The organism is Lysinibacillus sp. FSL M8-0134 (assembly GCF_038069745.1).
GTDB classification, from domain to species: Bacteria; Bacillota; Bacilli; order Bacillales_A; family Planococcaceae; genus Lysinibacillus; species Lysinibacillus irui.
On record NZ_JBBPAJ010000001.1, the window covers coordinates 2,069,407 to 2,082,513 of the forward strand.

Genomic DNA, 13,107 nt, shown 5'->3' on the forward strand with positions numbered 1-13,107 from the left:
TATCTTCCCATTGTAACAGAATTCTCGTAGAAATATTTCTTGTAAAATAGTTCGTCTTTATGTCGAAATAGTGCTAATATAATGGGGATTATGGATGTCACGCCATGTTCCTCATTGCGTGATTAATCTTCTTCTGCTAGTCTATCAATAGTATTAACCATTATAAAATGTATTGGTGCAAATGGCATTTGTCATTTGCTTAAAAGGGAAATCGGTGTAATTCCGATGCTGTCCCGCAACTGTAAATGGGGAGTCTATACAACGTGCCACTGTAGTGTAGCTATGGGAAGGCGTATAGATGATGAACCTAAGCCAGGATACCTGCCAATATGAACTGTTAACTAAGAACCACGAGGATGGGGATAGTGATAAAGGTGACCATACCATTTTTTCACTATGCTTCTCTCTTGGCGACAAGAGGGTTTTTTTATGCCCTCAAAACTATATTCATAACAAAGGAGATTAGGACATGAAGAAATGGAATAGTTTATGGCTCATCATGGTCATTGCCTTAGTAGCTGTTTTAGGCGCTTGTAATGCAACGGACAACAAAGAGTCTGCAGAACAGGGTGAAAAGGTTGAGCCGTCCGAGACAGCAACAACAGAAGTAACGATCGAAAATAATGATACAACGCAAACATACAAGGAAGCACCAAAAAAAGCGATTAGTTTAAATCAGCATGTAACGGAAATCATGCTGGCATTAGGATTAGAGGATTCCATGGTAGGAACAGCTTACTTAGATGATACAATCTATGAGCCATTACAAGAAGCTTACGATAAGGTCCCTGTGCTTTCAGATCAATATCCAACGAAGGAGCAAGTAATTGATGCAGAGGCGGATTTCTTATATGCAGGCTGGAAAAGTGGCTTTGGTGAAAAGGGCGTAGGAACTCCGGAAGAGCTAGAGGCATTAGGGATTCATACGTATTTACATACAGCTTCCAATATGACAAAGCCGACATTAGAGGATATTTTCACTGATATTCGCAATATCGCGAAGATTTTCCGGGTGGAGGATCGTGGAGAAGCCTTAATTGAGCAAATGACGAAAGACGTAGAAAGTGTACAGTCGAAATTACCGAAAGATGATGAAAATTTACGTGTGTTAGTGTTTGACAGCGGTGAAAAGGATATCTTTACAGCTGGTCAAAACTTTATGAATGAGCTAGTGACCATCGCTGGTGGTCAAAATATTTTTGGTGATGTGGAATCCGGCTGGACAACCGTATCAAAAGAAGATGCAGTAGACCGTAACCCAGAGGTGGTGGTTGTCATTGATTACGGTGAAACAACAGCAGAACAAAAGATTCAATTCTTAAAAAATGATCCCGCATTAAAGGAGATGGAAGCTGTTAAAAATGAGCGCTTTGTTATTCTTCCGCTATCAGCAGCATCTGAAGGAGTTCGAGCAGCAGAGGCGATTGAAATTTTAGCAAAAGGCTTCTATCCTGAAAATTTTTAATCTAACAACAATCCGAGCTAGCGTTTTTGCTAGCTCCTTTTTCATAAGGAGAGATATCCATGAATGCATTTCAAAAAAACGTACCAGATCAAACCTTCGAAACACTTAGCCAACAAGGCGAATTTACACGCTTAGCTGTCAGTCCTGGCATTATTAATAAGCATTACACGCCAGCACAATTTCAAAAAATAGCCGAGATTGTTGGAGAAAAGGGGGCAATTAAGTATTCGGCTTCTTATAGTATTATAGTATCCGTCCCGACGAGTGCTGCCGCACAAGCTGTTCAAGCCTTACAGGAAGCGGGTCTACATATTGCACCAGCAGTACCTAATATCGTCATGAAGGCATGTGATTTTTGTGATGGTGAAAAAATGGAGGCAGTGCATATTACAGAACAGCTTTATCATACGTTAGAGAGGATTCAGGTCCCTTCAAGAGTGCGTGTTAACGTGAATGGCTGTGCCTCTGCCTGCTATAACCCATCTTTTGATGATATAGGACTCGTTTATCAAAACGAAAGCTTTGATGTTTATTTAGGGGCTATACCGATGGGGGCAAAGGCACAGGCTGGCACATTATTCGCAAAAAGGGTAGGAGTAGAACAGATTGAAGGCTTTGTGCTACAAATTATAAGCCTTTATCAGGAGTATGCACGTCCTCATGAGCCCTTTTATAAATTTTATCGTAGAACAAAATCCACTGAATATTGGGAAATAGTAAAAGATTCTATCAAATAGCAGGAATATTACTTAGGGTGTCGAAGTATTGTAATAAGGCAATAAAAATTACAAATCCAAAGGAGTAAGAACATGACATCGAAACAAGGAATTCAACCAGAAGATCTTTATCACTTAAAATCGGTAGCAGATCCCCAGCTATCACCTGATGGCACTGAGGTAATATATGTAGAGACGCGTATTGATGAAAAGAAAAAAGACTATATATCCAATTTATTTTACATACACTTGAAGGATAGAACGCCAAAGCAATGGACATTTGGAGAGGATAGAACAAGTTCTCCTGTTTGGTCTCCGGATGGCAGTCAAATTGCCTTTTTGTCAACGAGAACGGGGCAGCCCCAAATTTATGTTTTGTCAAAAGCGGGGGGTGAGGCAAAACAAGTGACACATTGTAAAAATGGTGCGTCATCTCCTGTATGGTCACCGTGCGGAAAGAAAATTGCCTTTTCTGTTAAGCTAGGGAAGGATGAATCTATCTTAGACAAGGTGGAGGATGAAAAGAAAGAGGAGAAAGAAGTAAAGCCTCTCGAAATAGACAAGATGAAACATAAATCAGATGCAGGTGGGTTCTTGAATTTGGAGCAGTTTACCCACATTGCCATCGTCGATTTGGAATCGGGTGAGCTTGAGCAAGTGACGGAAGGAAATGAACATTTCCATCTTGATACATGGTCGCCAAATGGACAATATCTTACGTATTTAGCAGATAAAGCGGAGGATCTAGATTTCTCATTTAATATCGATATTTTCTTATTAAATGTAGAGACAAAAGAGACGCGCCAGCTTACGCAAGGAACAGGCATGTATTATCAAACATCATGGTCACCGAATAGTCGCTTTATTTCCTATGTAGGAAGTGAAAGAGAATTTGAAAATGCTACGCAAGCTAAGCTATGGGTGTATGATTTGCAAGACAATGTGCTGACATGTATCACAGGTGAATTTGATGCACCGATTGGGGATTTTGCTATTGGAGATTTCCTACAAGGTGTAGTGACACCACGTGTTCAATGGCTGAACGATAACAAAAGCTTCTACTTCCAAGTAACAGATCATGGCAATGCGGTGATTTATTTCGGTAATATAGAGGGCGAAATCTACCCAGCTATTCACGATGATCAATATGTTTATGGTTTCTCACTTGATGCTCAACAGGATAAAGCAGTTGTTGCTATTAGCACAACAACAAATCCTGGCGATTTATTTTACATCAACTTGCAAACAGGTGACAGAGAACAGCTGACATCCATCAATGAAGAATTTTTAAAGACGAGAACCTTAGCGGTACCAGAAGCCATTGAATTCGAAGGAGCAGAGGGCTGGAAGGTTAACGGCTGGATTATGAAGCCAGTTGGCTATGAAGCTGGGAATAAATATCCTCTCGTTCTTGAAATTCATGGTGGGCCACATGCCATGTATGCCAACACCTATTTTAATGAGTTCCAAATCTTAGCTGCTCAAGGCTTTGCCGTGCTTTATACGAACCCACGTGGTAGTCATGGCTATGGTCAAACATTTGTCGATGCAGTACGAGGTGATTATGGTGGTAATGATTATCAGGATCTGATGGCTGCCGTAGACTACACGTTGGAGCACTATGATTTTATTGACCAAGACCGTCTTGGTGTAACAGGGGGAAGCTATGGAGGCTTTATGACCAACTGGATTGTTGGCCATACGAACCGCTTTAAAGCAGCCGTGACACAGCGTTCCATTTCGAACTGGATTAGCTTCTATGGTGTTAGTGATATTGGCTATTACTTTACAGACTGGCAAATTCAAGCGGGCTTTGACGATATAGAGAAGCTATGGCATCATTCTCCACTGAAATATGTAGATAATGTGGAGACACCTTTATTGATTTTACATGGTGAAAAAGATTATCGCTGTCCGATTGAGCAGGCAGAGCAATTATTTATTGCATTAAAGCATCGTAAAAAAGAAACAAAATTCGTGCGTTTCCCTGAGGCTAATCATGAGCTATCTCGAAGCGGAAAACCAACGTTACGAATTAATCGACTCGAATATATTCGCGATTGGTTTGTGAAGTATTTATAAGGTTTTATTCGTGGCTTAAGAACTTTCTTAGGCCACTTTTTTACATAAAAAAAGAATCACAGCAAAGTGTGATTCCCTCCTAGTTAGTCGATCTTTTGAATGAATACGACCTTCAAGTAATTAAATTCAGGGTATTCCCGAGGCACACGGAAATCCTTCGGTAAACCGTATTCCTCGACAATTTTATAGCGTGTACGAGTCTCTTTAAAGGCTTGGTCAATAAAGCTTTTAAACTTTTTCATACCAAAGCTTGCATTATTGGTAGAAGCAACAATGATACCGTTTTTGGCCGTAATCGCAATCGTGTCCTTCAGTAATTTAGGGTAGTCCTTCGCCGTTGAAAACGTCATTTGCTTCGTACGTGCAAAGCTAGGTGGGTCTAATACGACAAGGTCGAACTGTAATGCATGACGCTGCGCATATTTAAAATAATGAAAGACATCCATCACTTTTATATCCTGTGCTTCATAATCAATGTCATTGACACTAAATTGCTCAATCGTTTTAGCTAGACTGCGTTTAGCTACGTCCACACTCGTTGTTTTATTAGCGCCTCCGAGGGCAGCTGCCACAGAAAATGCCCCTGTATAGGAGAACGTATTGAGCATGTTGGTGCTGTTTGCATAACGCTCACGTATAGCCAATCGTACCTCACGTTGATCAAGGAAAATCCCCGTCATCGCGCCATCATTTAAATGAACCGCATAGGTCATGCCATTTTCCTTCACCAAAAGGGGAAATTCGCCAGGCGTGCCCATGACAAAATCATCCTGTTCCATGTACTGCCCTTTACTATCAAAGCGTTTTTTCTCATAAATGGCTTGGTAGTTGACTGTTTCAGCAAGCGCCTCATAAACCATTTCTTTAAATGAATAAATGCCCTCACTATACCAACTCACCATATAGTACCCATTAAAAAAGTCAATTGTTAAACCACCAATGCCATCTCCTTCACCATTAAAAACTCGGAAGGCAGTCGTGTTGTCATTGTTAAAAAATGCTGCACGATTGTCGATCGCTTTTTTGAATTTTTTTATGAAAAAAGCTTTATCAATCGTTTCGTTGGCATCTGTTGTCAGCACCCAGCCAATCCCTTTATTTTGGATACCGTAGTATCCTGTGCCGATAAATCGATTATGGTGATCCATCAGCTTCAGGAGCGTTCCTTGCTCGGTAGGCAGCTGTTTTGCATTCACTGCATCCTTTGAAATAAGCGGGTAGCCTTTTCTTAATTGATCGGAAAATGGCTGTTGTATTTGTAGAGCAATTGTTTGTGTCATCGTGTCATCCTTTAAAAAACGTTTTGCTCTATTATCGCACTGTTTGAGTGGGATAGCCAAACTTATTTTAGGAATTGGGCGATTTTTTCCACCGTTTCAATCGTTGCATCTTCAAAATAATTCATTTTACTAAAATAGCTATGAATTAAACCTGGCATTGTGACATGCTCTACGGTAACACCAGCGTCCATTAGTTTTTGTGCATAGCTTTGGCCTTCATCAAAGAGCACATCTGCCTCGGCCGCAATAATCATTGTCTTGGGCATACTACGAACATCCTCTAGCTGGAGCGGAGATACAAATGGGTTTGTAAAATTGGATTCATCTGTATAATGCTGTGAGAACCACTTCATGCCTTGAATATCTAAGCCAAAATTTTCACCATATAAGTGATAAGAATCCGTAGTAAAATTCACATTTGTCACGGGGTAAATAAGTACTTGGGCTTGTAGTGTTGGGCCTCTCATTGTAGAAGCTAAGTAAGCAACAACTGTCGCTAAATTACCGCCAGCACTATCCCCAGCAACAGTCAATTGACTAACATCTCCACCAAACGATTCCATATGGTCATGCACCCATAGTAAGCTATCATAGGCATCATGCAATGGAATTGGGAAGGCGAACTCAGGTGCTAAACGATAATCAACGGAAACGACAATAGCCTGTGCCCGATCTGCTAATAGCTGACAGCCTGCATCAGCCGAATCTAAATTGCCGTAAACCCAACCACCGCCGTGGTAATAAACAATTACAGGTAATGGTTGATCGTGGAAAGGAGTATAAATTCGAAGCGTAATTTTCGCTCCATCTCGCACAGATATTTCTTGATCCTTAATCGACGCAAGCTGTGGTTTCTTTGGTGATTGCCACTGTGTCACCGTACGCGCTGCTCTTGCTTCCTGTGGCGTTACTTTGTAATAAGGCGTACCATGATGCTGATCTTCAATATAATGAACAGCTTCTTTTCGCAATGTAGTCATCTTTATCATTCCTTTATTGTGACATTTGTTAATTCTATTATAAACTATTCATATAATTTTACTAGGATTTAGGAGTAGAAAAAGAAAATTCTTTTAGAAATAAGGTGAAACAAGCGAAATGTGTTTATAATAAAAGAGATGAACGTATTTGGAGGGACAGTATGATTTCTTTAATTGTGGCACATGATGACAACCACGTCATCGGGTATAACAACGGCATGCCTTGGCATTTGCCAGGAGATTTGCAGTATTTTAAACAGAAAACAATGGGCAAGCCGATGATAATGGGACGAAAAACATTCGAATCCATTGGTCGACCGCTTCCTGGACGTCGCAATATTGTTATTACGCGTGATAAAAACTATCATGCCGATGGTATTGAAGTCGTGACAAGCTTGGAGGAAGCATTAGCACTAGCTAGAGATGTACCTGAGATTATGATAATTGGTGGCGAACAAATTTTTCGTTTAGTCATGGAGAAGGCTGATCGTTTATACATTACAAAAATCAATCATTCCTTCCAGGGAGATACCTATTTCCCAAGCTATGAGCAGGATTTTGTTCAAGTATCTTCAGAAGAGCCAGAAACAGCACCAGAAGGCTATACATTCCAATATCAAATTTTTGAACGTAAATAAATGAAAAAGCAATCGCTCATTGTGATCGGAGCGATTGCTTTTATTATAGATAAAAATATACACACGCATACATAGAGGCACAACCAGCTAATACAAAGAGATGCCAAATGGCGTGGTTGTAAGGCAGTGAGCGCCATGCATAAAAGATAGCACCAATTGTATAAAAAAGCCCACCTGCTAGCAATAAGGCAAAACCATAAAATCCTAAGAAAAGATAAACAGGCTTAATGGCGAAAATAATTAACCAACCCATACCGATATAAAAAATCAGTGAAAGAACTTCAAAGCGATTAATAAAGAAACATTTAAAAAGTACACCTAGAACAGCCAGTGTCCAAATAATGCATAGTAAAGTCAAACCTAAAGTGCCACCAACGGCAATTAATAAAAACGGCGTATAAGTGCCAGCAATTAAAATATAAATGGACGAGTGGTCTAAAATAGCGAAAAAGTGTTTATATTTTTCTGGCATACTGTGTAGCAATGTAGACATTAAAAACAGGATGATAACAGACGCACCAAAAATACTAAAAGTGGTAATATGTAGGGCATTTCCTGTTTGAATGGCTGCTAACAGTAAGACAACTAGTGCCGGAATACTGGCAATGAAACCAATACCGTGTGTAATGGCATTCCACAGCTCTTCCTTCCACGATTTATAGTCAAATGAATCGATCATTTGAAACACTCCTTTCGTTTATATGTTTACTATACTCCAATAATTTATACATGAACATTTACATTTGTCATATATTTCATCTCTAAAATGTCATAAGGCTGTCATATTCTCTGAGGGGCATTGATAGACAAGAGGTAGGCGAAAACGCTATAGTATCCAAGGTAGCGTTTACATGCTAGAGAAGACAAGGTTTTGCCTAATGACAAATGTCATGTTTACATAATGATTCATTAGTCTATATAATAAATTTTAATGAAGTAAAAGGATGTGTCAAAGTGGGACGAATTCATATAGTAACGGACTCAACTTGTGATTTAACGAAAGAAGAAGTAGCACAACATGGTATACATATCGTGCCTTTAACGATTCAAATTGATGGTGCAACCTATACAGATGGTGTGGATTTAGAACCGCAGCCATTTTTAGGCTTAATGAAAAATGCGAAAAATTTACCAAAAAGCTCTCAGCCAGCTCCAGGAAAATTTAAAGAATTGTATGATGAGCTTGGTAAAGATGGAGATCAAATTATCTCTATCCATATGACAGGTGGCATGAGTGGAACGGTTGAATCAGCGCGACAAGCCGCACAAATGACAGATGCGGATGTAACGGTAATTGACTCGCGTTTTATTGCCATTGGTCTTGCCATTCAGCTTCGAGAGGCGATTAAAATGCGAGATGCAGGTGCTACAGTAGCGGACATAGTGGCTCGCCTTGAAAAAGTACGCGAAAACACACATTTGTATGTTATTGTAGATACACTTGAAAACCTCATTAAAGGAGGTCGAATCGGTAAAGGAACGGGCTTTATCGGTTCACTCTTAAATATCAAAGTCATTGCCAACCTAGAAGGCGGCGTTTACAATCCGGTTTCCAAGGTACGTAGCCATAAGCAGGTAGTCAATTTCTTATTTAAACAATTCCAAGCAGACACTGCCGGAAAAACGGTCAAGGCAGTTGGTATCTCTCATGCAGATGGCCTAGTCACAATGGGGAATCCATTAAAAGAATTAATCGAAGGCACAGGCTTTACCGATGTAGAAATTGCCTTTACATCCCCAATCATCTCGACACACACGGGTCCAGGCGCCATCGGCTTTATTTATTTTGCAGAATAATAGCAAGGAGCCACTACATAAGTAATTGTAGTGGCTTTTTTCATGCTTTGCTTATTTTGCCATGATCATTTTAGTGGTAAGGAAGAGCGGTTTCGAAGCGATAATGATCACCTTAGTGTCAAGAAAGAGCGGTTTCGAAGTGATAATGATCACTTTAGTTTGAAAGAAGAGCGGTTTCGATATTAAGATGATCACCTTAGTGGTAAGGAAGAGCGGTTTCGAAGTCATGATGATCACTTTAGTGTCAAAGAAGAGCGGATTCGAAGCAAAGATATCACTTTAATGTCAAGAAAGATCGGTTTCAAAGTCATGATAATCACTTTAGTGGTAAGAAAGAGCGGTTTCGAAGCAAAGCTGATCACTTTAGTGTCAAAGAAGAGCGGCTTTAAAGCAAAGCTGATCACTTTAGTGTCAAGAAAGAACAGTTTCGAAGCGATGTTGATTACATCCTTAGTGAAGAAATTTGGCAAGAACACAAAATTATGGAGAACTGAGGGTAAGTCACTTTTCATTGCGGTATGAACTATTCTATAATAGAAGTAATAGAAAGGGATGGAAGGTGGTCAAATGGACATTTGGCGATTTATGTTGTCATGTTTGACCGTCTTAGTACTAAGTGGTTGTGCAATATCAATCGATGAACCGAATCCGCAAGCAGAGCCAGACGGTGAGCAAGCAGGAACGGAGCAAGATATGACGCAGGATGAGCAACAAACAGAAGATGAGGAAAAAGCCTCTAAGAATATGTTGACGCAAATTTTTGAACATTTTTTTGAGCCATCAGCAGAGGATTTATCGCAAATTGATGAAGAAAACGCAAAGCAACTACATTACTTGGCACTGGGAGATTCGTTAACAGATGGTGTCGGTGATGAGTATAGTCAAGACGGTTATGTTGGAAGATTAGCAGATTCATTGCTGGCGTGGCCCTCGATTTCGGACGTAGATGTCGATAATCGTGGAAAACGTGGTAGGCGCAGTGATCAACTTCTAAAATTAGTGAAAAAAGGGCATTATGATGAAGAGTTGCAACAAGCGCAGCTCATTTCATTAACAATGGGCGGCAATGATGTCATGAAAGTTGTCAAGCAGGATTTGTTTAATTTGAAGCGTGACGCATTCGACAAGGAATTGAAGGCCTATAAGGAGCGCTACAGCAAAATCGTAGCAGGCATTCGCGCAAAAAATCCAACAGTGCCTATTCTACTCATTGGCTTCTATAATCCATTTTCGATTGTGACCAATGAGGCGAATGAATTTGATACAATTATTACAGAATGGAATAATGTAATTGAAGAAGTAGCGAGTGAAGATTCAAATGCTTGCTACGTTTCAGTAGAAGATTTATTCGATTCAAATGAAGAGCTCGTCTATCATACAGATTTTTTCCACCCGAATGCAAAGGGATATGAAAAAATGACCGAGCGAATACTAGCAGCAATGGAGCAGTGTGGCATGGAAAAGAAGATTAACAAGGCAATAGGCTTCGAGGAGTGACAAAATGAATAAATGGAAAGTCGCATTTTTCGCCTTAGCGGGCACAGTGCTTTTTGCAATCCTCCTCGTCGTTTTTTTAGCAACTAGACCAGTGGATGACGTCAATGTTGCGAAGAGTTCTGCAGGTGAAAGTGAAAGCAAAGGAAATGTACTCGTTGTGCAAACCACAACAAAGGAATTAGAATCGATATCGAAAAAATATTTAAAGGATGCAGCGAAGGGCTCTCCTTTACCGCTTGATTTTACAATCGGTGATGATATTCAATTAAGAAGCACATTAACCGTGTTTTATACGGAAATCCCAATTTCGATGAATTTTGATCCGATTGTGGATGAAAAGGGTAATATTATTTTAAAACAAACGGGCATGAATGTTGGACTATTGAATATTCCACCGGAGACGACAATGAAAATTATGCGTGATTCGGTGGAATTTCCCTCATGGATTACAGTGAATCCGAATAAAGCAGAAATCTATATTGATTTATCGCGTATTAACATCGCTTCAGGATCACGTGTTCGTGCCAAAGAGTTAGACTTACCAAAGGATAAAATATTATTAGAAATTATTGTTCCTGGTGAATAAGGAGTGAGATGAATGGCAAAGCAATATGCAACATTTGCGGGAGGCTGTTTTTGGTGTATGGTCAAGCCCTTTGACGAAACACCTGGTATTGACTCGGTGATTTCTGGCTATACGGGTGGACATGTTGTCAACCCCACATACGAACAAGTATGCTCAGAAACGACAGGACATGTAGAGGCTGTTCAAATCGTATTTGATGATGAATTATATAGCTACGAGCAATTACTTGCAATTTATTGGACATTGATCGATCCAACAGATGCAGGGGGTCAGTTTTATGACCGTGGAGAATCTTACACAACGGCCATTTTTTATCATAACGAAGAACAACGTGAATTAGCCGAACGTTCGAAGGCAGATTTAGAAGCATCTAAGAAGTTCGATAAGCCGATTATGGTCAAAATCTTACCAGCTAGCACGTTTTATCCAGCTGAAGATTATCATCAACAGTATTATAAGAAAAATCCAATGCACTATGAGCGCTATTCGATTGGCTCAGGTCGTCGAGCGTTCCAGGAGCATCACTGGGGGAATAAACATGAATAAAGAACAACGTTTAAAAGAACTAACAGATATGCAATATTATGTCACGCAGGAAAATGGCACAGAGCCACCATTCCGCAATGAATATGACGAGCATTTTGAGGAAGGCATCTATGTAGATATTGTTTCTGGAAAACCATTATTCAGCTCGTTGGACAAATACAACTCTGGCTGTGGTTGGCCAGCATTTACAAAACCGATTGAAAAAGAACAAGTCACAGAGCACTTCGATACATCTCACGGCATGCGTCGTGTAGAGGTTCGCAGTAAAGAAGCAGACTCTCATCTCGGACATGTCTTCCCAGATGGTCCAAGTGAATTAGGAGGCCTGCGCTACTGCATTAATTCAGCAGCCCTACGATTTGTCCCAAAAGAGGACCTAGAAAAAGAAGGCTACGGCGAATATCTTTCATTATTTAAATAACGGCACCTAGCAGGAGCAATCTTGCTAGGTTTTTTTGTTGATCATCGGGATGGATATCCGGAGCGAAAGCTGCTATTGGAAATGGAGGATAGCAATGTCAAAATTGAAGGAAAGCCGTACAAAGCGAGGAGTTTAAAACTCTTGTTGATGGATAAAATCAAGAAAGTGGTGGATAGAACGCGCAAAGTGAAGGATAGCGCATAAATCGGTGGATACAACGCGCAAAGTGAAGGAGTGCCGCATAAAGCGGAGGATAAAATCCTCTAATCGAAGGATAAAGCCAGGAAAGTGGTGGATACAACGTGTAAAGTGAAGGATAGCGCATAAAGCGGTGATAGAATCCTCTAATCGAAGGATAAAACCAAGAAATTGGTGGATAGAACGCGCAAAGTGAAGGATAGCCGCATAAAGCGGTGATAGAAACCTCTTATCGAAGGATAAAGCCAGGAAAGTAGTGGATAGAACGAGCAAAGTGAAGGATAGCCGCATAAAGCGGAGGATAGAATCCTCTAATCGAAGGATAAAACCAAGAAAGTGGTGGATAGAACGCCAAAAGTGAAGGATAGCTGCATAAAGCGGAGGATAGAACCCTCTTATCGAAGGATAAAAAAGAAAGTGGTGGATAAAACGCCCAAAGTGAAGGATAGCCGCATAAAGCGATGGATAGAACTCTCTAATCGAAGGATAAAACCAAGAAAGTGGTGGATAGAACGCGTAAAGTGAAGGATAGCCGCATAAAGCGGAGGATAGAATCCTCTAATCGAAGGATAAAGCCAGGAAAGTAGTGGATAGAACGCCCAAAGTGAAGGATAGCCGCATAAAAAGGTGGATAGAATCCTCTAATCGAAGGATAAAACCAAGAAAGTAGTGGATAGAACGCGCAAAGTGAAGGATAGCCGCATAAAGCGGAGGATAGAATCCTCTAATCGAAGGATAAAGCCAGGAAAGTAGTGGATAGAACGCGCAAAGTGAAGGATAGCCGCATAAAGCGGTGGATAGAACTCTCTAATTGAAGGATAAAACCAAGAAAGTGGTGGATAGAACGCCCAAAGTGAAGAATAGCCATCCATATTTGAAGAATAGCCACACAAAGCAATCA

The 13,107-nt window shown here is 40.3% G+C and carries 12 protein-coding genes and 1 riboswitch; of the genes, 9 read left to right on the plus strand and 3 right to left on the minus strand.

Annotated elements, in window-relative coordinates:
- Positions 1-156 precede the first annotated feature (156 nt).
- Positions 157-343: riboswitch (cobalamin riboswitch) on the plus strand.
- A gap of 126 nt (positions 344-469) precedes the next feature.
- The 3 genes from MKY49_RS10460 (at position 470) to MKY49_RS10470 (ending at position 4,263) form a co-directional block, all read left to right on the plus strand.
- Complete coding sequence (locus MKY49_RS10460) at positions 470-1,465, plus strand: ABC transporter substrate-binding protein (RefSeq protein ID WP_341386164.1); 996 nt, start codon at positions 470-472, stop codon at positions 1,463-1,465.
- A 59-nt stretch (positions 1,466-1,524) separates the two neighbouring features.
- The gene (locus MKY49_RS10465; protein WP_322610895.1) at positions 1,525-2,202 is read left to right on the plus strand and encodes a precorrin-3B methylase; all 678 of its coding nucleotides are present in this window, start codon (positions 1,525-1,527) and stop codon (positions 2,200-2,202) included.
- Between the two features lie 72 nt (positions 2,203-2,274).
- Positions 2,275-4,263: a S9 family peptidase gene (locus tag MKY49_RS10470; RefSeq protein WP_341386165.1), complete on the plus strand. Its 1,989-nt coding sequence runs from the start codon at positions 2,275-2,277 to the stop codon at positions 4,261-4,263.
- An 83-nt stretch (positions 4,264-4,346) separates the two neighbouring features.
- Here MKY49_RS10470 and MKY49_RS10475 read toward each other — a convergent pair whose 3' ends face one another.
- Complete coding sequence (locus tag MKY49_RS10475) at positions 4,347-5,543, minus strand: class I SAM-dependent rRNA methyltransferase (RefSeq protein ID WP_312506853.1); 1,197 nt, start codon at positions 5,541-5,543, stop codon at positions 4,347-4,349.
- Positions 5,544-5,605: 62 nt separating this feature from the next.
- Positions 5,606-6,523 (minus strand): alpha/beta hydrolase, encoded by a 918-nt coding sequence (locus tag MKY49_RS10480; protein ID WP_341386166.1) that lies wholly within the window; start codon positions 6,521-6,523, stop codon positions 5,606-5,608.
- 161 nt (positions 6,524-6,684) lie between these two features.
- Between MKY49_RS10480 and MKY49_RS10485 the strand changes: the two genes are divergently transcribed.
- Complete coding sequence (locus MKY49_RS10485) at positions 6,685-7,161, plus strand: dihydrofolate reductase (protein WP_341386167.1); 477 nt, start codon at positions 6,685-6,687, stop codon at positions 7,159-7,161.
- A gap of 43 nt (positions 7,162-7,204) precedes the next feature.
- On the opposite strand, the gene trhA is transcribed toward MKY49_RS10485, so the two are convergent.
- Positions 7,205-7,840, minus strand: coding sequence for a PAQR family membrane homeostasis protein TrhA (gene trhA, locus MKY49_RS10490; RefSeq protein ID WP_274797077.1), 636 nt, complete (start codon positions 7,838-7,840; stop codon positions 7,205-7,207).
- A gap of 275 nt (positions 7,841-8,115) precedes the next feature.
- Here trhA and MKY49_RS10495 point away from each other — a divergent pair, with 275 nt between their 5' ends.
- The 5 genes from MKY49_RS10495 to msrB all read left to right on the plus strand — a co-directional run bounded on the left by MKY49_RS10495 (position 8,116) and on the right by msrB (position 12,008).
- The gene (locus tag MKY49_RS10495; RefSeq protein WP_274797078.1) at positions 8,116-8,958 is read left to right on the plus strand and encodes a DegV family protein; all 843 of its coding nucleotides are present in this window, start codon (positions 8,116-8,118) and stop codon (positions 8,956-8,958) included.
- A gap of 567 nt (positions 8,959-9,525) precedes the next feature.
- On the plus strand, positions 9,526-10,455 hold the full coding sequence (locus MKY49_RS10500; RefSeq protein ID WP_274797079.1) for a GDSL-type esterase/lipase family protein: 930 nt from the start codon (positions 9,526-9,528) through the stop codon (positions 10,453-10,455).
- Between the two features lie 4 nt (positions 10,456-10,459).
- The gene (locus MKY49_RS10505; protein WP_274797080.1) at positions 10,460-11,041 is read left to right on the plus strand and encodes a YpmS family protein; all 582 of its coding nucleotides are present in this window, start codon (positions 10,460-10,462) and stop codon (positions 11,039-11,041) included.
- A gap of 12 nt (positions 11,042-11,053) precedes the next feature.
- Positions 11,054-11,587: a peptide-methionine (S)-S-oxide reductase MsrA gene (msrA, locus tag MKY49_RS10510; protein WP_274797081.1), complete on the plus strand. Its 534-nt coding sequence runs from the start codon at positions 11,054-11,056 to the stop codon at positions 11,585-11,587.
- Complete coding sequence (gene msrB, locus MKY49_RS10515; protein ID WP_312506856.1) at positions 11,580-12,008, plus strand: peptide-methionine (R)-S-oxide reductase MsrB; 429 nt, start codon at positions 11,580-11,582, stop codon at positions 12,006-12,008. Before msrA ends, msrB begins: the two co-directional genes overlap by 8 nt.
- Positions 12,009-13,107: the final 1,099 nt, after the last annotated feature.

What these genes read in the sequence shown, in the direction of transcription:
- MKY49_RS10460 (WP_341386164.1), top strand. Translation starts at nt 470, where the DNA reads ATGAAGAAATGGAATAGTTTATGGCTCATCATGGTCATTGCCTTAGTA.
- msrA (WP_274797081.1), top strand. Translation starts at nt 11,054, where the DNA reads ATGGCAAAGCAATATGCAACATTTGCGGGAGGCTGTTTTTGGTGTATG.
- MKY49_RS10465 (WP_322610895.1), top strand. Translation starts at nt 1,525, where the DNA reads ATGAATGCATTTCAAAAAAACGTACCAGATCAAACCTTCGAAACACTT.
- msrB (WP_312506856.1), top strand. Translation starts at nt 11,580, where the DNA reads ATGAATAAAGAACAACGTTTAAAAGAACTAACAGATATGCAATATTAT.
- MKY49_RS10505 (WP_274797080.1), top strand. Translation starts at nt 10,460, where the DNA reads ATGAATAAATGGAAAGTCGCATTTTTCGCCTTAGCGGGCACAGTGCTT.
- trhA (WP_274797077.1), bottom strand. Translation starts at nt 7,840, where the DNA reads ATGATCGATTCATTTGACTATAAATCGTGGAAGGAAGAGCTGTGGAAT.
- MKY49_RS10485 (WP_341386167.1), top strand. Translation starts at nt 6,685, where the DNA reads ATGATTTCTTTAATTGTGGCACATGATGACAACCACGTCATCGGGTAT.
- MKY49_RS10500 (WP_274797079.1), top strand. Translation starts at nt 9,526, where the DNA reads ATGGACATTTGGCGATTTATGTTGTCATGTTTGACCGTCTTAGTACTA.
- MKY49_RS10480 (WP_341386166.1), bottom strand. Translation starts at nt 6,523, where the DNA reads ATGACTACATTGCGAAAAGAAGCTGTTCATTATATTGAAGATCAGCAT.
- MKY49_RS10470 (WP_341386165.1), top strand. Translation starts at nt 2,275, where the DNA reads ATGACATCGAAACAAGGAATTCAACCAGAAGATCTTTATCACTTAAAA.
- MKY49_RS10475 (WP_312506853.1), bottom strand. Translation starts at nt 5,543, where the DNA reads ATGACACAAACAATTGCTCTACAAATACAACAGCCATTTTCCGATCAA.